General features: G+C 69.2%; 17 protein-coding genes. 14 read left to right on the top strand and 3 right to left on the bottom strand.

What is annotated here, in order from left to right; all coding sequences use genetic code 11:
- The first annotated feature begins 71 nt into the window (after window positions 1-71).
- From ASF75_RS03120 to ASF75_RS03055, 14 genes are all read left to right on the top strand, one after another.
- Window positions 72-1751 (top strand): DUF885 domain-containing protein, encoded by a 1680-nt coding sequence (locus ASF75_RS03120; protein WP_056069112.1) that lies wholly within the window; start codon window positions 72-74, stop codon window positions 1749-1751.
- A 158-nt stretch (window positions 1752-1909) separates the two neighbouring features.
- Window positions 1910-3388 (top strand): 30S ribosomal protein S1, encoded by a 1479-nt coding sequence (rpsA, locus tag ASF75_RS03115; protein ID WP_042540921.1) that lies wholly within the window; start codon window positions 1910-1912, stop codon window positions 3386-3388.
- 92 nt (window positions 3389-3480) lie between these two features.
- Entirely contained in the window at window positions 3481-4083 is a 603-nt protein-coding gene (gene coaE, locus ASF75_RS03110) for a dephospho-CoA kinase (protein ID WP_017887246.1), read from the top strand.
- Between the two features lie 120 nt (window positions 4084-4203).
- Complete coding sequence (gene uvrB, locus ASF75_RS03105; protein ID WP_056069109.1) at window positions 4204-6276, top strand: excinuclease ABC subunit UvrB; 2073 nt, start codon at window positions 4204-4206, stop codon at window positions 6274-6276.
- Complete coding sequence (locus ASF75_RS03100) at window positions 6266-7183, top strand: SDR family NAD(P)-dependent oxidoreductase (RefSeq protein WP_017887248.1); 918 nt, start codon at window positions 6266-6268, stop codon at window positions 7181-7183. The genes uvrB and ASF75_RS03100 overlap by 11 nt, the downstream gene beginning before the upstream one ends.
- Before the next feature lie 48 nt (window positions 7184-7231).
- Window positions 7232-10288 carry an excinuclease ABC subunit UvrA gene (gene uvrA, locus ASF75_RS03095; protein WP_056068716.1) on the top strand — a complete coding sequence of 1019 codons (3057 nt, stop codon included), beginning with the start codon at window positions 7232-7234 and terminating at the stop codon, window positions 10286-10288.
- Window positions 10289-12343, top strand: a complete 2055-nt coding sequence (gene uvrC, locus ASF75_RS03090; protein WP_017887250.1) for an excinuclease ABC subunit UvrC — start codon at window positions 10289-10291, stop codon at window positions 12341-12343.
- 103 nt (window positions 12344-12446) lie between these two features.
- Window positions 12447-13346: an RNase adapter RapZ gene (gene rapZ, locus ASF75_RS03085; RefSeq protein ID WP_056068714.1), complete on the top strand. Its 900-nt coding sequence runs from the start codon at window positions 12447-12449 to the stop codon at window positions 13344-13346.
- A gap of 74 nt (window positions 13347-13420) precedes the next feature.
- Complete coding sequence (gene whiA / locus ASF75_RS03080) at window positions 13421-14401, top strand: DNA-binding protein WhiA (RefSeq protein ID WP_017887252.1); 981 nt, start codon at window positions 13421-13423, stop codon at window positions 14399-14401.
- A gap of 269 nt (window positions 14402-14670) precedes the next feature.
- A complete protein-coding gene (gene gap, locus ASF75_RS03075; RefSeq protein WP_056068712.1) occupies window positions 14671-15675 on the top strand; it encodes a type I glyceraldehyde-3-phosphate dehydrogenase in 1005 nt (334 codons plus the stop codon).
- 3 nt (window positions 15676-15678) lie between these two features.
- Window positions 15679-16896 (top strand): phosphoglycerate kinase, encoded by a 1218-nt coding sequence (locus ASF75_RS03070; protein WP_017887254.1) that lies wholly within the window; start codon window positions 15679-15681, stop codon window positions 16894-16896.
- Window positions 16893-17672, top strand: a complete 780-nt coding sequence (gene tpiA, locus ASF75_RS03065; RefSeq protein WP_056069106.1) for a triose-phosphate isomerase — start codon at window positions 16893-16895, stop codon at window positions 17670-17672. Before ASF75_RS03070 ends, tpiA begins: the two co-directional genes overlap by 4 nt.
- Before the next feature lie 108 nt (window positions 17673-17780).
- Window positions 17781-18032, top strand: coding sequence for a preprotein translocase subunit SecG (gene secG, locus ASF75_RS03060; RefSeq protein WP_017887256.1), 252 nt, complete (start codon window positions 17781-17783; stop codon window positions 18030-18032).
- Window positions 18033-18035: 3 nt separating this feature from the next.
- Complete coding sequence (locus ASF75_RS03055) at window positions 18036-18404, top strand: RNA polymerase-binding protein RbpA (protein ID WP_027465686.1); 369 nt, start codon at window positions 18036-18038, stop codon at window positions 18402-18404.
- Window positions 18405-18703: 299 nt separating this feature from the next.
- Here ASF75_RS03055 and pgl read toward each other — a convergent pair whose 3' ends face one another.
- From pgl to zwf, 3 genes are all read right to left on the bottom strand, one after another.
- Window positions 18704-19474, bottom strand: a complete 771-nt coding sequence (pgl, locus tag ASF75_RS03050) for a 6-phosphogluconolactonase (protein ID WP_017887258.1) — start codon at window positions 19472-19474, stop codon at window positions 18704-18706.
- 100 nt (window positions 19475-19574) lie between these two features.
- Entirely contained in the window at window positions 19575-20519 is a 945-nt protein-coding gene (locus ASF75_RS03045) for a glucose-6-phosphate dehydrogenase assembly protein OpcA (protein ID WP_027465684.1), read from the bottom strand.
- Window positions 20516-22054 (bottom strand): glucose-6-phosphate dehydrogenase, encoded by a 1539-nt coding sequence (gene zwf, locus ASF75_RS03040; protein WP_017887260.1) that lies wholly within the window; start codon window positions 22052-22054, stop codon window positions 20516-20518. Before zwf ends, ASF75_RS03045 begins: the two co-directional genes overlap by 4 nt.
- Between the last annotated feature and the right edge of the window lie 15 nt (window positions 22055-22069).

Genomic DNA, 22069 nt, shown 5'->3' with positions numbered 1-22069 from the left:
TGGCACCGCGCCTCCTGTCCGTCGATCCGCAGCGGCCGTCCGCCGTGGTCCACCTGGGTAGGGTCGAGGGCATGACCGATGACCGTCCTGTCCGCCAGCCGTCCGCCGTCGACCGTGTCGCCGAGGACTGGGTCACCACACTCGTCGATCTCGACCCGACGACCGCCACGTACATCGGGGTGCCGGGGCGCACGGGGGAGTACGGCGACACCTCGCCCGCCGGCGCCGCCGCGCTGGCCGAGGCCGCCCGCGGCACCAAGCGTGCACTCGACGCCGCTCCGGCCGTCGACTCCGTGGACCAGGTGACCAAGGCCGACCTCGGTGCCGAGCTGGACCTCACCGTCGAGTCCTACGAGCGCAAGCTGCACCTCCGCGACCTGAACGTCATCGCGAGCCCGGCACAGTCGGTGCGCGAGATCATCGACCTGATGCCGACCGCGACCGAGTCGGACTGGCAGGACATCGCGAGTCGGCTGCAGGCGCTGCCGGATGCGCTCGAGGGCATCCGCGAGACACTGCTCGAGGGCACGCGTGAAGACGTCACCCCGGCGAAGCGCCAGGTCGCGCTCATCGCCGAGCAGGCGGCGCGCACCGGCGCCGACGGCGGGATGTTCCGTCAGCTGGCCGACTCCGCCGCGTTCGAGGGCGACGTCCCCGTGCCGGAGGCGCTCCGAGCCGACCTGCGCCGCGGTGCCGAGGTCGCGGCGGCGGCCTACCGCTCGTTCGGACAGTTCCTGGAGCACGAGCTGCTGCCGCTGGCCACCCCGGTCGACGCCGTCGGTCGCGAAGCCTACGAGCTGCACTCCCGCCGGTTCCTCGGTGCGGTCGTCGACCTCGACGAGACGTACGAGTGGGGCCTCGAGGAACTCGCCCGCATGCGGGACGAACAGGAGCGCATCGCCGACCGCATCGAGTCCGGTGCGAGCGTCGCCCGCGCGATCGAGGTGCTCGACACCGACCCGTCACGGATCCTGCACGGGACCGACGCCCTGCAGCGGTGGATGCAGGAGACGAGCGACGCGTCGATCGCCGCGATGGCGGGGACGTACTTCGACATCCCGGACCCGATCCGTCGCCTGGAGTGCCGGATCGCTCCCACGCAAGAGGGCGGGATCTACTACAGCGGTCCCTCCGACGACTTCTCCCGTGCCGGTCGCATGTGGTGGTCCGTGCCCGAGGGCGTCACCGAGTTCGGCACCTGGCGTGAGAAGACGACGGTCTACCACGAGGGCGTCCCGGGCCACCACCTGCAGATCAGCCAGGGCGTCTACAACCGCGGCGAGCTGAACACCTGGCGCCGGCAGCTGTCGGGCTCCTCGGGGCACGTCGAGGGCTGGGCGCTCTACGCGGAGCGGCTGATGGAACAGCTCGGGTTCCTCGACGACGACGGCGACCGACTCGGCATGCTCGACGGCCAGCGGATGCGTGCCGCCCGCGTCGTCCTGGACATCGGCGTGCACCTGCAGAAGACGAACCCCGACGGCGGCGGTTGGACGTGGGAGTACGCGCTCGACTTCATGGGGCAGAACGTCAACATGGACCCGGCGTTCGTCCGGTTCGAGGTGGCCCGCTACTTCGGGTGGCCGGGGCAGGCACCGTCCTACAAGGTCGGCCAGCGCGTGTGGGAGTCCATCCGCGACGAGGTCGCCGCGCGTGAGGGAGCCGACTTCGACCTGAAGGCGTTCCACCACCGTGCGCTCTCGCTCGGCAGCATCGGTCTCGACACCCTGCGCACCGCCCTGGTCGGGTGACGCGCCGTCGACCCGCCCGGTTGTGAGGCTTCGGCCGGTGCGGTTAGACTTGTGCGGCGCAATCCGCGCCACTCAATCAATCGCCACGGCGGTGCACCACGGGGGCCGAGTCCCCGCACGCCATGGCCCGACTCATGTCCGTTCGGAGCAATCTCTACATGACAACCACTACGACCAAGGCTCCTAAGCAGGTCGCCATCAACGACATCGGTTCGGCTGATGACTTCCTGGCCGAGGTCGAGAAGACCCTGAAGTTCTTCAACGACGGTGATCTCATCTCCGGCACCGTCGTGAAGATCGACCGCGACGAGGTCCTCCTCGACGTCGGTTACAAGACCGAGGGTGTCATCCCCTCGCGCGAGCTCTCGATCAAGCACGACGTCGACCCCAACGAGGTCGTCGAGGTCGGCGACGAGGTCGAGGCCCTGGTTCTCCAGAAGGAGGACAAGGAAGGCCGCCTCATCCTGTCGAAGAAGCGTGCGCAGTACGAGCGTGCGTGGGGCGACGTCGAGAAGATCAAGGAGTCCGACGGCGTCGTGACCGGGACGGTCATCGAGGTCGTCAAGGGCGGCCTCATCGTCGACATCGGCCTCCGTGGCTTCCTCCCCGCCTCGCTCATCGAGCTCCGTCGTGTCCGCGACCTCACGCCGTACCTCGGCCAGGAGATCGAGGCCAAGATCCTCGAGCTCGACAAGAACCGCAACAACGTGGTCCTGTCGCGCCGTGCGCTCCTCGAGCAGACGCAGTCCGAGTCCCGGACCACGTTCCTCAACAACCTCCACAAGGGCCAGGTCCGCAAGGGCATCGTGTCCTCGATCGTCAACTTCGGTGCGTTCGTGGACCTCGGTGGCGTCGACGGTCTCGTCCACGTCTCCGAGCTCAGCTGGAAGCACATCGAGCACGCCAGCGAGGTCGTCGAGGTCGGTCAGGAAGTCACCGTCGAGATCCTCGAGGTCGACCTGGACCGTGAGCGCGTGTCGCTCTCGCTCAAGGCGACGCAGGAGGACCCGTGGCAGGTCTTCGCCCGCACCCACGCGATCGGCCAGATCGCACCGGGCAAGGTCACGAAGCTCGTCCCGTTCGGTGCCTTCGTCCGTGTTGCCGACGGCATCGAGGGCCTCGTGCACATCTCGGAGCTCTCGAACAAGCACGTCGAGCTCGCCGAGCAGGTCGTCTCGGTCAACGACGAGGTCTTCGTCAAGATCATCGACATCGACCTCGACCGTCGCCGCATCTCGCTCAGCCTCAAGCAGGCGAACGAGGGCGTGGACCCGGAGAGCGACGAGTTCGACCCGGCGCTCTACGGCATGCCGACCGAGTACGACGACAAGGGCGACTACAAGTACCCCGAGGGCTTCGACCCGGAGACCAACGAGTGGCTCGAGGGCTACGACACGCAGCGCACCGAGTGGGAGGGCCAGTACGCGGCCGCCCAGGGTCGTTGGGAAGCCCACAAGGCGCAGGTCGCGAAGACCATCGCCGACGAGGCGCAGGGTGGCTTCGACCTCCCGGCCACGGCTTCCTCGTCGTCGTCGTCGTCCTCGTCGTTCGCCGGCGAGACGGGTGGCGCAAGCCCCCTGGCCGACGACGCGTCGCTCGCTGCACTCCGCGAGAAGCTCAGCTCGACCAACAACTGATCGAGCGGTTCGTCCCGACCGGAAGCCCGGCACCCCTGACAGGGTGCCGGGCTTCCGGCGTTTCCGGGCTTCCGGGTAGTTACCCTGTTGCCGTGCACATCATCGGACTCACGGGCGGCATCGCCGCGGGCAAGTCGACCGTCTCCCGACGCTGGGCCGAGCACGGGGCCGTCATCGTCGACGCCGATCGCCTGGCGCGGGACGCGGTGGCACCGGGAAGCCCGGGCCTGGCACAGGTCGCCGAGCGGTTCGGCGCGTCGGTCATCGCCGCCGACGGCTCGCTCGACCGGCCCGCACTCGGATCGATCGTCTTCGCGGACCCCGCGGCGCGGAAGGACCTCGAAGCCATCACGCACCCCGAGGTGTGGCGGCTCGCGCAGCAGGCGTTCGACGGAGCCGAGTCCGCTGACCCCGACGCCGTGGTGGTCTACGACGTGCCGCTCCTGGCCGAGGCTCGGGGGTCCCGTCCGCTCCGGTTCGAGGCGGTCGTGGTGGTGGACGCCCCCGCGGCGCAGCGCATCGAGCGACTCGTCGAACACCGTGGGATGCCCCGTGAGGAGGCCGAGCGCCGGGTCGCAGCCCAGGCGAGTGACGAGGACCGCCTCGCCCTCGCCGACCACGTCGTCGACGCGACCGGGACCCTCGAGCGGACGATCCGCTCCGCCGACGAGGTGTGGGCCCGGATCACGGGATGAGCCGTGCGCACCCCGGAGGGCGGTCCGGTCCGGCGCCGTCGGAGGGGACAGTACGCCCAGGGCGAGCAACGTCCTCCGGTGTCAGGGGTGCCGACTAGCGTTGTCCCCATGGGTGTTGCGATCGAACCGACCCGAGCGGTGCGTCCGTTCGAGGTCATCAGCGAGTACTCGCCGAGTGGCGACCAGCCCGCGGCCATCGCGGAACTCGCCGGGCGGATCAACGCCGGTGAGACCGACGTCGTGCTGCTGGGCGCGACCGGTACGGGCAAGTCGGCGACGACCGCGTGGCTCATCGAGCAGGTGCAGCGGCCGACGCTCGTGCTCGCGCACAACAAGACCCTCGCGGCGCAGCTCGCCAACGAGTTCCGCAGTCTGATGCCGAACAACGCGGTCGAGTACTTCGTCTCCTACTACGACTACTACCAGCCCGAGGCGTACGTCCCGCAGACGGACACGTTCATCGAGAAGGACTCCTCGGTCAACGCCGAGGTCGAACGACTCCGGCACTCCACGACGAACTCGTTGCTCAGCCGGCGCGACACCGTCGTGGTCTCCACCGTCTCGTGCATCTACGGCCTCGGCACCCCCGAGCAGTACATGAACGCCTCGGTCGCACTCCACGTCGGCCAGACGATCTCCCGTGACCAGCTCGTGCGCAAGTTCGTCGCCATGCAGTACCAGCGCAACGACGTCGACTTCGCGCGCGGGACCTTCCGGGTGCGCGGCGACACCATCGAGATCATCCCGATGTACGAAGAGCACGCCATCCGCATCGAGATGTTCGGTGACGAGATCGAAGCGCTCTCCTCGCTGCACCCGCTGACGGGCAACGTCATCGACGACCTGCCCGCCGTCTCGATCTTCCCGGCGTCGCACTACGTCGCCGACACCGACGTGATGCACCGGGCGATCGTGTCCATCAAGGAAGAACTCGCGGAACGGCTCGCCGAGCTCGAGGGCCAGGGCAAGCTGCTCGAGGCCCAGCGGCTCCGCATGCGAACGACGTTCGACATCGAGATGATGGAGCAGATCGGGTTCTGCTCCGGCATCGAGAACTACTCGCGGCACATGGACGGCCGCGGCCCGGGTGAGGCACCGCACTGCCTCATCGACTACTTCCCGGACGACTTCCTCATCGTCATCGACGAGTCGCACGTCACCGTGCCGCAGATCGGTGCGATGTACGAAGGCGACGCCTCGCGCAAGCGCACCCTCGTCGAGCACGGGTTCCGTCTGCCGAGCGCGATGGACAACCGCCCGCTGAAGTGGGAGGAGTTCCTGGAGCGCGTCGGCCAGAAGGTCTACCTGTCGGCCACCCCCGGCCGTTACGAGCTCGGGGTCACCGACAGCGTGGTCGAGCAGATCATCCGCCCGACCGGCCTCATCGACCCCGAGATCGTGGTGAAGCCGAGCGACGGCCAGATCGACGACCTGCTCGAGGAGATCAAGCAGCGTGTCGAGAAGGACGAACGCGTCCTCGTCACGACGCTCACCAAGCGCATGGCCGAAGAACTCACCGACTTCCTCGGCAACGCGGGCGTGCGGGTCCGGTACCTGCACTCCGACGTCGACACCCTGAAGCGTGTCGAACTGCTCACCGAGCTGCGGCAGGGCGTGTACGACGTGCTCGTCGGCATCAACCTGCTGCGTGAGGGCCTCGACCTGCCCGAGGTGTCGCTCGTCGCCATCCTCGACGCCGACAAGGAAGGCTTCCTCCGTTCATCGACGTCGCTCATCCAGACGATCGGTCGTGCCGCCCGCAACGTGTCGGGCCAGGTGCTCATGTACGCCGACAAGATGACCGACTCGATGAAGATCGCGATCGAGGAGACCGACCGCCGTCGCGAGAAGCAGGTGGCGTACAACCTGGAGCGCGGGATCGACCCGCAGCCACTGCGCAAGAAGATCGCCGACATCACCGAGGTCCTGCAGCGCGAGAACGACGACACGAAGGCGCTCCTGCAGGGCCGCCCCGGTACGGACGGCCGTCGTTCGCCGAAGCCGAACCTCAAGCGCGGGGGCATCGCGGGCGAGGGCGCGACGCAGCTCGGGGCCACCATCGCCGACCTCAACGACCAGATGCTGCAGGCGGCGGCCGAGCTGAAGTTCGAGCTCGCAGCCCGACTGCGCGACGAGGTGCAGGACCTGAAGAAGGCCCTGCGCCAGATGGAGTCGGCCGGGCATGTCAGCTGACGCTGCCCGCACGGTCGTCATCACCGGTGCGAGTGCCGGCCTCGGCTACCACGCCGCCGAACAACTGGCCGCGGCCGGACACCGGGTGGTGCTGGCCACGCGCGACCGCGGTCGGGCTGCGGCCGCCGAGCGCAGCATCCGGCGACACGTCGACGGTGCGTCGCTCGCCCACGTCCACCTCGACCTGGCAGACCTCGACTCGGTGCGTGCAGCCGCCGCGGAGCTCGCACAGCTGGAACCCGACGGCGTCGACGCGGTCGTGAACAACGCGGGCGTCGTCGGCGCGTCCACACAGCGGAGCACCGCGCAGGGAACCGAACTACAGATCGGCACGAACCACCTGGGCCACTTCGCCTGGACCGGCCTCGTGCTGCCCCTGCTCGAACGACGCGCCGGCCGGATCGTGCACCTCGGCTCGATCGCGCACCGGTTCGCACAGCTCGACCCGACGGACCCCCTCGGCGTCGGCCGCTACTCCAACCATCGCCAGTACGCCCGGAGCAAGCTCGCCGTGATGCTGTTCGGGTTCGAGCTCGCCGAGCGGCTGGCCGATTCGGGGTCGCCCGTGTCGAGCGTCGTGGCGCACCCCGGTCTGTCACTCGACCGGCTGTCGCCGGTCCGACCGGACATCAGTCCGGTCCGCCCGGAACCCGAGTGGATCCGCCCGGCTGCGCGCCTCGTCGCCCAGGGCAAGGACGTCGGTGCCGAGCCGCTCGTGCACGCCGCGGTCGGTGCGGACGTGCGCTCGGGGGAGTACTGGGGTCCGGCCGGCTGGGGACAGCTCCGCGGTGCATCGACGGTGGTCGCGGCGGAACCCCGGGCGCACGACCGCACGGTCGCCGCGCAGCTCTGGACCGCGAGTGCGCGCGCTTCCGGGGTCGCGTTCGCTCTCGACGCATTCGTCTGACCCTGCTTCCCGGCCGAATGTCGGTGCCGCTTCGTAGACTCGACGACGATGACCATCACCTCTGACCCCGGTACCTCGACGTCGGGCCGGAACGCCTTCGGCGAGCCCGCTGACCTCCACCTCCCCGGCGGGAACGCACCGCACAGCACCTCCACGCTCAGCGTGCGCGGTGCTCGCGTGCACAACCTCCGTGACGTCGACCTCGAGATCCCGCGCGACTCGCTCGTCGTGTTCACCGGCCTGTCCGGCTCGGGCAAGTCCTCGCTCGCCTTCGACACGATCTTCGCCGAGGGGCAGCGCCGCTACGTCGAGTCGCTGTCCGCCTACGCGCGCCAGTTCCTCGGCCAGGTCGACCGCCCCGACGTCGACTTCATCGAGGGGCTCTCGCCGGCGGTGTCGATCGACCAGAAGTCGACCAACCGCAACCCCCGGTCGACGGTCGGCACGATCACCGAGGTCTACGACTACATGCGTCTGCTCTGGGCGCGCATCGGGGTACCGCACTGCCCGACGTGCGGCGAGGTGATCAGCAAGCAGACCGTCCAGCAGATCGCCGACCAGCTCATGCAGTTCGAGACCGGTACCCGGTTCCAGGTCCTCGCACCCGTCATCTCCAAGAAGAAGGGCGAGTTCGTCGACCTCTTCCAGGAGCTCGCAGCGTCCGGCTACGCCCGTGCGATCGTCGACGGGGAGCGCATCCAGCTCAGCGACCCGCCCAAGCTCAAGAAGCAGGTCAAGCACGACATCTCGGTCATCGTCGACCGCCTGGTGTCGAGCGACGACATCCTCGGGCGGCTCACCGACTCGCTCGAGACCGCGCTGCGGCTGACCGACGGCACCGTCGGCATCGACCTGGTGGACCACGAGGGACCCGGGGCGGTCCGGACCTACTCCGAGAACCTCTCCTGCCCGAACAACCACCCCCTGGCGCTCACCGAGATCGAGCCGCGGACGTTCTCGTTCAACGCCCCGTTCGGTGCCTGCCCCGAGTGCTCCGGCCTCGGCACCCGCATGTCGGTCGACCCCGACCTGGTGCTCGGCGACCCCGAGGCATCGTTGCGTGACGGCGTCCTGCTGCCCTGGACCGGCACCAGCGGGCTGTACTCCTACTTCGAGAAGCTGCTCGGCGGCCTCGGCAAGGAGCTCGGCTTCTCGCTCGACACCCCGTGGAACCAGCTCGACCCCGCGGTCCAGGCGTCGATCCTGACCGGCAAGGACTTCCAGGTCTCGGTCTCCTGGCGCAACCGCTTCGGCCGCGAGATGCGGTACACGAGTGGCTTCGAAGGCGTCATGCCCTACATCGAGCGCAAGTTCGCCGAGGCCGAGTCGGACTCGCAGCGGCAGCGCTTCCAGGGCTACCTGCGCGAGGTCCCGTGCCCGGTGTGCGAGGGAACCCGCCTCAAGCCCGAGGTGCTCGCGGTGACGGTGAACGACCGCAGCATCGCGGACGTCACCGACATGTCGCTCGACAACGCGTACTCGTTCATGGACGAGCTGACGCTGACCGACCGCGAAGCGCACATCGCCGCGGCGGTGCTGCGTGAGATCCGCGCGCGTCTCGAGTTCCTGCTCGAGGTCGGTCTGAACTACCTCACCCTGGCGCGTGGTGCCGGTGGCCTCTCCGGTGGCGAGGCACAGCGCATCCGTCTGGCGACGCAGATCGGCTCCGGCCTGACGGGCGTGCTCTACGTGCTCGACGAGCCGAGCATCGGCCTGCACCAGCGTGACAACCGTCGACTCATCGACACCCTGGTCAAGCTCAAGGACCTCGGCAACACGCTCATCGTCGTCGAGCACGACGAAGACACGATCCGCACGGCCGACTGGGTCGTCGACATCGGCCCCGGCGCCGGCGTCAATGGCGGCAACGTGGTGCACTCCGGTTCGTACGAGGGCATCATCGAGAACCGCGAGTCGATCACGGGTGACTACCTCGCCGGCCGCCGTGCGATCGAGGTGCCCGCCGAGCGTCGCAAGGTCAACCTCAAGCGCGCCATTACGGTGCAGGGCGCTCGGGCGAACAACCTGAAGACGATCGACGCGGACTTCCCCCTCGGTGTCTTCACCGCGGTCACGGGTGTCAGCGGTTCCGGCAAGTCGACGCTGGTGAACGACATCCTGTACAAGGTGCTCGCCAACCAGCTCAACGGTGCGCGGCACATCGCGGGCAAGCACACGCGGGTGAAGGGCCTCGACCAGCTCGACAAGGTCGTGCACGTCGACCAGGCACCGATCGGCCGCACGCCGCGGTCGAACCCGGCGACCTACACGGGCGTGTTCGACCGCATCCGGCAGCTGTTCGCCGAGACGCAGGAAGCGAAGACCCGCGGCTACCAGCCCGGTCGATTCAGCTTCAACGTCAAGGGCGGTCGCTGCGAAAACTGCGCCGGTGACGGCACGATCAAGATCGAGATGAACTTCCTGCCCGACGTCTACGTCGCGTGCGAGGTCTGCGGTGGTGCGCGCTACAACCGCGAGACGCTCCAGGTGCACTACAAGGGCAAGAACATCTCCGAGGTCCTCGACATGCCGATCAGCGAGGCGGCCGAGTTCTTCGAGCCGATCTCCGCGATCCACCGCTACATGGCGACCCTCGTCGACGTGGGCCTCGGCTACGTGCGCCTCGGCCAGAGCGCGACCACGCTCTCCGGCGGCGAGGCGCAGCGCGTCAAGCTGGCCACCGAGCTGCAGCGTCGCTCGAACGGCCGCACGGTGTACGTGCTCGACGAGCCGACCACCGGTCTGCACTTCGAGGACGTCCGCAAGCTCCTCCTCGTGCTGCAGAGCCTGGTCGACAAGGGCAACACCGTCATCACCATCGAGCACAACCTCGACGTCATCAAGTCCGCCGACTGGCTGATCGACATGGGGCCCGAGGGCGGCTCCGGTGGCGGCACGGTCCTGGCGACGGGCACCCCGGAGCACGTGGCGACCGTGCCGGAGAGCCACACCGGTGTCTTCCTGCGCGAGATCTTCGACGCGCAGGACGCCCGGGTCGGCAAGCAGCAGGCCGTCGGTGCACGCCAGGCAACCCAGAAGCAGCAGGGCGGCAAGCAGTCGGGCACGACCAAGCAGACGAGCAAGCAGAAGGCGGGTGCTCGGTAGGTGGCGGACACCGTCCCGTGGCGTCCGAAGGCGGGGGAGATCCCGACCGACCCGGGCGTCTACCGATGGCGTGACGAGGCCGGCCGGGTGCTCTACGTCGGCAAGGCGAAGAACCTCCGCGCCCGGCTGAGCAACTACTTCGCCCCGCTCCCGACGCTGCACGAGCGCACCCGGCGGATGGTCCTGACGGCCCGCAGCGTCGAGTGGACGACGGTCGGTTCCGAGATCGAGGCGCTCCAGCTCGAGTACACCTGGATCAAGGAGTTCGACCCGCCCTTCAACGTCAAGTTCCGCGACGACAAGTCGTACCCGTACATGGCGGTCACCCTGGGTGACGAAGCGCCGCGGGTGATGGTGACGCGCAACCGCAAGATCAAGGGGGCGAAGTACTTCGGTCCGTACCCGAAGATCTGGGCCGTGCACGACACCATCGACCTGATGATCAAGGTGTTCCCGATCCGGACGTGCTCGGACTCCTCGTACAAGAAGGCGATGCAGACCGGCCGCCCGTGCTTCCCGGGGCAGATCGGCAAGTGCGGTGGCCCGTGCTCGCAGAAGGTCACGATCGAAGAGCACCGGGCGCTCGTCGAGGAGTTCGTGCGCTTCATGAACTCCTACGACCGTCGGGTCATCACCGAACTCCGGCAGCGCATGGGCGCCTCCGCCGACGCGATGCAGTACGAGCAGGCCGCGAAGTTCCGCGACCAGGTCGAGGCGCTCGAAGCCGTGCTCGAGAAGTCCGCCGTGGTGCTCCGTGACTCGGTCGACCTCGACCTGTTCGGCATCGCGGAAGACGAGCTCGCCGCCGCTGTGCAGTTGTTCTCGGTCCGGGGCGGCCGCATCCGCGGTGTCCGCGGCTGGGTGGTCGACAAGGAGCTCGACATCGCCACCGGCGACCTCGTCGAGCAGATCGTGCAGGGCGTCTACGTCACGGACGAGCCCCCGCGCGAAGTCGTCGTCCCCGAGCTGCCAGAGGACGCCGACGCGCTCCAGGAGTGGCTCAGCAAGCGCCGGAACGGGCGTGGCACGAAGCTCAGCACCGCCCAGCGCGGCGACCGTGCGGGTCTCGCCCGGACGGCTGCGCAGAACGCCGGGCAGGCGCTCATGCTCTACAAGACCAAGCGCTCCGCCGACTACACCACCCGGGCCGCAGCACTCGCCGACATCCAGGACGCCCTCGGCATGGCCGAGGCGCCGCTCCGCATGGAGTGCTACGACATCTCGCACCTGCAGGGCACGAACGTCGTCGCCTCGATGGTGGTGTTCGAGGACGGTCTGCCGCGCAAGGACCAGTACCGCCGGTACTCGATCGCCGAGACCACCGACGACACCGACAGCATGCACCAGGTGCTGTCGCGGCGCCTGGCCCGGCTGGACGAGGACGCCGAGCTGCCGGACGTCCCCGACGTCACGACGGACGAGGTCGTCGAGGGGTCGAAGCCGACGAAGCGGTTCGCCTACCGTCCGCAGCTGCTGATCGTCGACGGCGGCCAGCCCCAGGTGCAGGCCGCGAAGCGCGCGATGGACGAAGCCGGCGTGCACGACATCGCCCTGGTCGGCATCGCCAAGCGGCTCGAGGAACTCTGGCTGCCGGACGACGACTTCCCGGTGATCCTGCCCCGCAACTCCGAGGCGCTGTTCCTGATCCAGCGGATCCGTGACGAGGCGCACCGGTTCGCGATCACCCACCAGCGCAGCAAGCGCAAGCGCGACGTGCGCTCACGGCTGTCCGAGATCCCCGGTCTCGGACCGAGTCGCGTGAACGCCCTGCTGAAGCACTTCGGATCGGTCGCCCGGCTGCGTGAAGCCACGGCCGAGGACATCGGCGAGGTGAACGGGATCGGTCCGGCGACGGCTGCCGCGGTCGTCTCGAAGCTGGCCCAGACGCCGACGAGCGCACCGGCCACGAGCGCGTCCAGCGCCCCCGAGCCGGACGCCGACGCGATCGCGGACACCGTGACCGAGGACGCAGCCACCCAGCAGACCGTTACCCACCCCGGAGGCCCGGTGCGGGTCCCCGAGGTGACCAGCGACGGTCCGCAGCGACCGTCGTGACGAACCCCGCGCCTCCCGTCCGTCACCGGGCGGTAGCCTGGTCCGGCAGCCGAGACCTCCCCGGGCGACGCGCCCGGGCCGCCACGACGGAGCCCACTCCCAGATGACCGACAGCGCCACCGCGACCACACACGCGTCGCAGCACGACATCCTCATCGTCACCGGCATGTCCGGGGCCGGGCGGTCCACGGTCGGCAAGGCCCTGGAAGACCTGGGCTGGTACGTCGTCGACAACCTGCCCACGCAGATGCTGGCCCCGCTGACCGAGCTCGCCGACCGTGCGGGCGAGAAGATCCCGAAGATCGCCACGGTGGTCGACGTCCGGGGCGGGCGGTTGTTCACCGACCCCGAGCACGCGGTCGAGCAGGTCCGCTCGAGCACGTCCGCGCGGGTCCGGGTGCTGTTCCTCGAGGCGACCGACGCCGTGCTGGTCCGACGGTTCGAGCAGGTGCGCCGACCCCACCCACTCCAGGGCGAGGACACCCTGCTCGACGGCATCGCCCGCGAACGCGCGCGTCTCGCCGGCCTGCGTGAGGCGTCCGACGTGGTGATCGACACCTCCGACCTCAACATCCACCAGCTCGCGAACACCGTCATCGAACAGTTCGCCGACGAGCACTTCGTGGGACTCCAGGTCACGCTGATGAGCTTCGGATTCAAGTACGGACTGCCCGCCGACGCCGACATGGTGGCGGACGTCCGGTTCCTGCCGAACCCCTACTGGGTGCCGGAACTGCGGCCCCACACCGGCCTCGACCAGCCGGTATCGGACTACGTGCTCGGCCAGGCCGGAGCCCGTCCGTTCGTCGACCGCTACGCCTCCGTGCTCGAGCCGGTCTTCGAGGGGTACCAGCGCGAGAACAAAAGACACGCTACGATCGCCATCGGCTGTACCGGCGGGAAGCACCGCTCGGTCGCCATCGTCGCCGAGTTGGCGAACCTCCTCCGCGGGATGCCAGGCGTCGCCGTGCGTGTGAAGAACCGAGATCTCGGCCGGGAGTGACCGTCCCTCCGGCCGCTCCCACGCCCGTGCCGCCGGATCTGCGGGAACCACTGAATGAAGTTAGGAATGATGCTGTGCCGTTGACTGCCGAGGTCAAGGACGAACTGGCCAGGGTCGCCGTGAACCGCAACACGGTCCGCGCCGCCGAACTGGCCACGATCCTCCGGTTCGCCGGTGGTCTGCACGTCATCTCGGGCCGCATCGCGGTCGAGGTCGAGCTCGACACCCGGATCATCGTGCACCGGGTCCGCAAGGACCTCGCCGAGCTGTACGGCGTGCGCAGCGAGGCGTCGGTGGGGTCGTCCGCATCCTCCCGTCGCGGGACCCGCTACCTGGTCCGCGTGCTCGAGGCGGGGGAGACCCTCGCTCGCCAGACCGGCCTGATGGACGCCCGTCGTCGACCCGTCCGCGGGCTGCCGAACCGCCTGACCACGGGCAACCGCGAGGACCTCGCCGCCATCTGGCGTGGTGCGTTCCTCGCCTCCGGCACCCTGACCGACCCCGGTCGGGCCGCTGCGCTCGAGGTCACCTGCCCCGGCAACGAGGCCGCGATGGCCCTCGTCGGTGCCGCGTCGCGTCTCGGTGTCGCCGCCAAGGGCCGCGAGGTCCGCGGGGTCCACCGCGTCGTCATCCGCGACGGTGAGGCCATCGGTCAGATGCTGACCGTCATGGGCGCCGCACGCACCACCGCCGACTGGGAGGAGATGCGCCAGCGCCGCGAGGTCCGTGCGACCGCGAACCGCCTGGTCAACTTCGACGACGCGAACCTGCGCCGTTCCGCGCAGGCCGCCGTGGCCGCCTGCGCCCGGGTCGAGCGCGCGCTCGAGATCCTCGGCGAGGACGTCCCCGACCACCTGCAGTACGCCGGCACGCTGCGCCTGCAGCACCGCGACGCCTCGCTCGACGAGCTCGGCCAGCACGCGGACCCGCCCATGACCAAGGACGCCATCGCGGGTCGCATCCGTCGCCTGCTGGCGATGGCCGACAAGCGGGCCTCCGACCTCGGCATCCCGGGTACCGAAGCGAGTGTTCCCGAGGAGCTCGAAGGGGTCTGACACGGGTCTGTCGACCCTGCGGACGGGAGGCGCGGTGCCAGCTGGCACCGCGCCTCCCGTCCGTTTCCGCACCCGTTCCCGGACCCGTGCCAGGCCTGGTCGGCGACCGTCCGGACGGACCGTCATCCCGCTCGGGCACGCAGTGTCCGACTGCTAGGGTCGTTACGGCGACGTTACGGGGCGTATCGTCCACCACACGCGGGCCCGCCAGGGTGCGCGACTCCCGAAAGCAGCGCCCCCTGGGCGCTCCACACTCACCAGGAGATCCATTGACCGTCAAGATCGGTATCAACGGCTTCGGCCGCATCGGCCGTAACTTCTTCCGGGCCGCCCTCGCGAAGGGCTCCGACCTCGAGATCGTGGCGGTGAACGACCTCACCGACAACGCGTCGCTCGCCAACCTGCTGAAGTTCGACTCCATCACGGGTCGTCTCGGCGTCTGCGTCGAGCTCGACGGCGACAACATCGTCGTCGACGGCAAGGCCATCAAGGTCCTCGCCGAGCGCGACCCCGCCAACCTGCCCTGGGGCGAGCTGGGTGTCGACATCGTCATCGAGTCCACCGGGTTCTTCACCAAGGCCGCCGACGCGCAGAAGCACATCGACGCCGGTGCCAAGAAGGTCATCATCTCCGCCCCGGCCTCGGGTGACGACGTCACCATCGTGCTCGGCGTGAACGAGGACCAGTACGACGCTGCGAACCACCACATCATCTCGAACGCGTCCTGCACCACGAACAGCCTCGCGCCGCTCGCCAAGGTGTTCCACGACAAGTTCGGCATCGAGCGTGGCCTCATGACGACGGTGCACGCCTACACCGCCGACCAGAACCTGCAGGACGGCCCGCACAAGGACCCCCGTCGTGCCCGCGCCGCCGCGCTGAACATCGTCCCGACCTCGACCGGTGCCGCCAAGGCCATCGGCCAGGTCATGCCGGAGCTCGCCGGCAAGCTCGACGGCTTCGCCCTGCGCGTCCCGGTCCCCACCGGCTCGATCACCGACCTCACCCTCGAGACCAAGTCCGAGGTCACCGTCGACGAGATCAACGCCGCCTACAAGGAGGCCGCAGAAGGTCCCCTCAAGGGCATCCTGCTCTACAGCGAGGACCCGCTGGTGTCGACCGACATCACCACGGACCCGCACTCCTCGATCTACGACTCCGGCCTGACCAAGGTCATCGGCGGCCTCGTGAAGATCACCTCGTGGTACGACAACGAGTGGGGCTACTCGAACCGCCTCGTCGACCTCACCGAGTACGTCGGCGAGCGTCTGTAACACATGGCCCTCCGCACCCTCGAGGACCTCGGCGACCTCGCCGGCAAGCGTGTCGTCGTCCGTTGTGACCTGAACGTCCCGCTCAAGGACGGCACCATCACGGACGACGGCCGCGTGCGGGCGTCGCTGACCACCCTGAACACCCTCGTCAACGCCGGCGCGCGCGTCATCGTGATCTCGCACCTGGGTCGCCCCGACGGGGAGCCCAAGCCCGAGTTCTCGCTCGCGCCGGTCGCCCAGCGGCTCTCCGAGCTGCTCGGCAAAGAGGTCACGTTCGTCGGCGAGACCGTCGGCGACGAAGCGACCGCCGCGGCCGAGGCCCTCGAGGACGGCGACGTCCTGCTGCTCGAGAACCTCCGGTTCAACCCGGAGGAGACCTCGAAGGACGCCGCCGCGCGGAGCGCCTTCGCGGACCGCATCGCGGCCCTCGGTGACGCCTTCGTCTCCGACGGCTTCGGTGTCGTGCACCGCAAGCAGGCCTCGGTCTACGAGCTCGCGTCCGCGCTGCCCAGCGCGGCCGGGTCGCTCATCGAGACCGAATTGCGGGTGCTCGAGCGGCTGACCACCTCGCCGGAACGGCCGTACACGGTCGTGCTCGGCGGGTCGAAGGTCAGCGACAAGCTCGGTGTCATCGACCACATCCTGCCGAAGGTCGACACGCTGTGCATCGGCGGCGGCATGCTCTTCACCTTCCTCGCGGCCCAGGGCCACGGGGTCGCGAAGTCGCTGCTCGAAGCCGACCAGCTCGACGTCGTCCGCGAGTACCTCTCGCGTGCGAAGGAGCTCGGCGTCACCATCGACCTGCCGACCGACGTCGTGGTGGCATCCGGCTTCGCGGCCGACGCCGACCACGAGACCGTCGCGGCGGACGCCATCGAGTCCTCGTCGTTCGGAGCGGACGGCATCGGCCTCGACATCGGCCCGGAGACCGCAGCGCGGTTCGCCTCGGCCGTCTCGGGTTCGAAGACCGTGTTCTGGAACGGCCCGATGGGCGTGTTCGAGTTCCCGGCCTTCGCCGCCGGCACGAAGACCGTCGCGCAGGCGCTCACCGAGGTCGACGGCCTCGGCGTCGTCGGTGGTGGCGACTCCGCTGCCGCCGTGCGCTCGCTCGGCTTCTCGGACGACCAGTTCGGCCACATCTCGACCGGTGGCGGTGCGAGCCTCGAGTTCCTCGAGGGCAAGTCGCTGCCTGGTCTCGAAGCACTGGGGTGGACAGCATGACCCGGACTCCGTTGATCGCGGGCAACTGGAAGATGAACCTGGACCACCTCCAGGCCATCGCCACGGTGCAGAAGCTCGCGTGGACCCTCAAGGACGCCCGGCACGACTTCGACGACGTCGAGGTCGCGGTCTTCCCGCCGTTCACGGACCTGCGGAGCGTGCAGACGCTCATCTCGGCCGACAAGCTGCCGATCCACTTCGGTGCGCAGGACCTGTCGCAGTTCGACTCCGGTGCCTACACCGGTGACGTCTCCGGCGCGTTCCTGGCGGCGCTCGACGCCCAGTACGTCATCGTCGGCCACTCCGAGCGGCGCACGCTGCACGGTGAGACCGACGAGGTCGTCGCGGCGAAGACCGCAGCGGCAGTCAAGCACGGCCTCGTCCCCGTCGTGTGCGTCGGCGAGACCGGCGAGCAGCGCGAGGAGCGCGGCGCCGGTGTCGTGCCGGTCGAGCAGCTCCGCGTCGTGCTCGACGCGGTCAAGCCGGCCGACATCGTCGTGGCGTACGAGCCGGTCTGGGCCATCGGGTCCGGCCAGGCGGCCACGGCCGAGCAGGCGCAGGACGATTGTGCGGCCATCCGTCGCGGCATCGCTGCTGCCTGGGGCGACCAGGCCGCTGCGGACACCCGGGTGCTCTACGGCGGCTCGGTCAAGTCCGGCAACGTCGCGGGGTTCCTCCGCGAGCCCGACATCGACGGCGCGCTCGTCGGTGGCGCTTCGCTCGACGTGCAGGAGTTCGCGGCCATCGCGCGGTTCCGTCAGCACGTCGGGCTGTAGTCCACAGGCGTCGTCGCGGGCAGTCGTCCGCACCACTCCCGTCCAGGTACCGGCCGTGCTCCGCGCGGCCGGTACACTGGTACGGCTGACTGACACGAAAGGTACGTCGTGGCGATACTCTCCGTCGTGCTGCAGGTCCTGCTTGCAATCACGAGCCTCCTGCTCACGCTCCTCATCCTGCTGCACAAGGGCCGGGGTGGTGGCCTCTCCGACATGTTCGGCGGTGGGGTCACGAGCAACCTCGGTGCGTCCGGCGTGGCCGAGCGCAACCTCAACCGCATCACGGTGATCCTCGGTCTGGTCTGGATCGTTTCCATCATCGTGCTCGGTCTCATCAACAAGTTCACGGCGGGGGTCTGATCCATGGCAAGCGGAGGCAGTGCAATCCGAGGGTCTCGCGTCGGCGCGGGACCGATGGGCGAACAGGACCGCGGGGTCCAGGCCGAGCGCGTGGCGATCTCGTACTGGGACGCCCTCGGCAACGAGGTCGTGCGGTACTTCGCCGCCAACCTCCCCGACGAGGAGATCCCCGAGACGGTGGACTCGCCGTCGAGTGGTCTCCCGGCTGGGCGCGACAAGGAGAACCCTCCCGTGGTCTCCAAGACGGAGCCCTACAAGACCCACCTCGCGTACGTGAAGGAACGCCGCACCGAGGAAGAGGCAGCGCAGCTCCTCGAAGACGCGCTGCAGCAGCTCCGCGAGCGTCGCGGCACCGCGGCGAAGAAGGCGTAGCGCCCACACACTGACGAAGGCCCCCGCACCGGATGGTGTGGGGGCCTTCGTGCGTCCGTCCGTCGGGGGAGGAGGGCGCGCGGGGAGCCGGCTCGTCGAGTGGAGTGGTCACGACATGCCGCGTGCGGTGCGCCGGGGTTGCACGTTGTGTCGCCTGCGGCGCGCGCGGGCGACAGTTCGTGACCGCCCGGTATCGCGACGGCGGGGCGTCGTGACCGCGCGCGGTGGGCGCGACCACTGACGGACAGGAGGCCCGGTGCCAGCTGGCACCGGGCCTCCTGTCCGTCAGGAACGCGCGTCTAGTACGTCGACGCGATCAGGTTCTCGGGGACGTCGCGGGCGGCGTCCTGGTCGACGAAGAAGACGGTGCGCTTGCGGCCCTGCACGCCTCCGACGGGGACGTCGTCGACCGACGCGCCGGCGAGGGCGAGCCCCAGCACCGACGCCTTCTCGGCGCCGGACAGGATGACCCAGACGCGCTGCGAGGCGTTGATCACCGGGTAGGTGACGGTCAAGCGCTGCGGCGGCGGCTTGGGGGAGTCGTCCACCGACACGACAGCGCGGTCGGTGACGGTGAGCTGCGGGAACTCCGGGAAGAGCGACGCGGTGTGTCCGTCCGGGCCGACACCCAGCAGGGTGATGTCGAAACGCGGAGCAACGGCACCCTCGGGCGCGGCGTCCTGCAGCTCACGCTCGTACTGGCTCGCAGCGGCCTCGATGTCGAGCCCGCCGTCCGAGGCCGGCATCGGGTGGATGTTCGACGCGGGGATGTCCACGTGGTCGAAGAAGTCGGTCTGCGTGCCGGTGGTGTTGCGGTCGGCGTCGTCCGACGGGACCCAGCGCTCGTCGACCCACCAGACGTGCACCTTCGACCAGTCGACGCTCTCGCGCGCTGGCGACTGGCCGATCGCGGCGAGGACGAGGGACGACACCGAGCCACCGCTGATCGCGATGTCGGCGCGCTCCTGCTCGTCGAGCACGTCGATGATCTTGGTGATGAAGCGTGCGGCGACCGAAGCGCCGAGGGCCTGCTTGTCGGGGTGCACGAGCACCCGCCGTTCGTTGGTCACGTGACTCCCGTGTTCGTGGCGGCCGACCGGTCGTCCGACCGCCTTCGGTCCGGTCGGGCCGCCTGCACCAGACAGACGGCCCGACCGTGTGGGGTGTGGATCAGCGGGCGATGGTCTCGCGCAGCTGGGGCACCCCGTGCTTGACGACGTCTCCGAAGAGGACGTCCGGGTCGAGTCTACGGAGTTCCTCGGCCAGGCAGTCACGCAGGTTGCGGCGTGGCAGCGACAGGTCGTGCGTCGGCTGGCCGGGCATCGAGAGCGTGGCGACGTCCACCAGGGAACGCTCGAGCTCGATGGTCCCGGACTCGCGGACGAGCTTCACGCCGTGGATACCGCTCGACCCCGTCGCACGGGGCGACGTGACGACGGACACCGGCACCTGGAGCTGCAGCTGCAGCCAGGCGGCGAGCAGGATCGTCGACGGGCTGTCGGACGCTCCGGAGACCTCGACCGCGGTGATCGGCTCGTACGGCGGCTGGTCGAGCGCCGCGGCGAGCTGGTTCCGCCACAGGGTGAGACGGGTCCAGGCGAAGTCGGTGTCACCCGGCACGTAGGACGCGCCGAGGGCCTCGATCGCACCGTTCGGGTCCTTCTGCGCGGCAGCGTCGGTGATCCGGCGCTGCGCGATGCGCCCCAGGGCCGACGCCGCGGGCTGCTCCGGAGCCGTCTGCGGCCACCAGGCCACGACGGGTGCGTCCGGCAGCAGGAGCCCGGTGACCAGGCTCTCCTCGTCGGTCGCGGTCTCGCCGTACGCACGGAGGACGATGACCTCGCTCGCACCCGCGTCGCTGCCGACACGGATCTGCGCGTCGAGGCGCCCGGGGGACTTCGTGTCACCGCTGTTCTTCGAGACGATGATCACGCGCATCGGGTGCTCGCGGGACGCTTCGTTCGCCGCCTCGATCGCCTCTTCCTCGTGGCCGAGGGCCGTCGAGATGATGAGGGTCAGCACCCGGCCGAGGGCGACAGCGCCGCCCTCTTCGCGGATGCGGACGAGCTTCTTCTGGATCTTCGACACCGTGGTGTCGGGCATGTCGATCTTCACGGACGCCTCCAGGTCCGACCGTCGCGGGCGAGCAGGGCATCGGCGGATGCCGGACCCCACGTGCCGGGACGGTACTGCTCGGGCTGGCCCTGCGTGGCCCAGAACTCCTCGATGGGGTCGAGGATCTTCCAGGACAGCTCGACCTCCTGGTGCCGCGGGAACAGCGGCGGGTCACCGAGGAGCACGTCGAGGATGAGTCGCTCGTACGCCTCGGGGGATGCCTCGGTGAACGCGTGGCCGTAGCCGAAGTCCATCGTCACGTCGCGCACCTGGGTGCCGACGCCCGGGACCTTCGATCCGAAGCGGAGCGTGACGCCCTCGTCCGGCTGGACGCGGATCACCAGGGCGTTCTGCCCGAGCGGGGACTGCGAATTGCCGTAGACGTCCTCGGGGACGCGCTTGAACACGATCGCGATCTCGGTCACACGACGGCCGAGACGCTTGCCGGCGCGCAGGTAGAACGGGACGCCCTGCCAGCGACGCGTGGCGATGTCGAGCTTGATCGCCGCGTAGGTCTCGGTGCCGGACTCGGGGTCCATGCCGCCTTCCTCGAGGAAGCCGAGCACCTTCTCGCCGCCCTGCCACCCACCGGCGTACTGCCCGCGGGCGGTTGCGGTGGAGAGGTCCTCGGGCAGACGCACGGCGGAGAGCACCTTCTCCTTCTCGGCGCGCAGGTCCGCGGCCTTGAACGAGACGGGCTCCTCCATCGCGGTGAGCGCGAGGAGCTGCAGCAGGTGGTTCTGGATGACGTCGCGCGCCGCGCCGATGCCGTCGTAGTACGCGGCTCGTCCGGCGACGCCGATGTCCTCGGCCATCGTGATCTGCACGTGGTCGACGTAGTTCGAGTTCCAGATGGGTTCGTACATCTGGTTCGCGAACCGGAGCGTCAGGAGGTTCTGGACGGTCTCCTTGCCGAGGTAGTGGTCGATGCGGAACACGTCGTCGGGAGCGAAGACGCTCTCGACGATCGCGTTGAGCTCGCGCGCGGTGCGGAGGTCGGAGCCGAACGGCTTCTCGACGACCACGCGGCTCCAGGAGCCCTCGCGCTTCTCGGTCAGCCCGGACAGCTTGAGCTGCTCGGTGACGACCGGGAACATCTTGGGTGGGATGGACAGGTAGAACGCGTGGTTGCCCAGCGTCCCGCGCTCGGCGTCGAGGTCGTCGACGGTGCGCTTGAGCTCGCGGAACGCCTCGGGGTCGTCGAACGAGCCCTGCACGAAGCGGATGCCCTGTTCGAGCTGACGCCAGACGTCCTCGTCGAACGGGGTGCGGGAGTGCTCCTTGACGGCGTCGTGCACGAGCTGGGAGAAGTCTTGGTCCTCCCAGTCGCGACGAGCGAACCCGACGAGCGCGAACCCCGGGGGCAGGAGCCCTCGGTTGGCCAGGTCGTAGACCGCGGGCATCAGCTTCTTGCGTGACAGGTCGCCCGTCACACCGAAGATGATGAGCGTGCTCGGTCCCGCGATCCGGTTCAGTCGACGATCCGTCGGCAGCCGGAGCGGGTTGTGCTCCGGGGTGATTGCCACCGGTGACATGAGTCGGTGAACTCC

The sequence above is a fragment of the Curtobacterium sp. Leaf154 genome, from assembly GCF_001424595.1.
Taxonomy (GTDB): Bacteria; Actinomycetota; Actinomycetes; order Actinomycetales; family Microbacteriaceae; genus Curtobacterium; species Curtobacterium poinsettiae.
The sequence above is the reverse complement of the archived record's forward strand: the minus strand, read 5'-3'. Positions and strand labels throughout refer to the sequence as shown.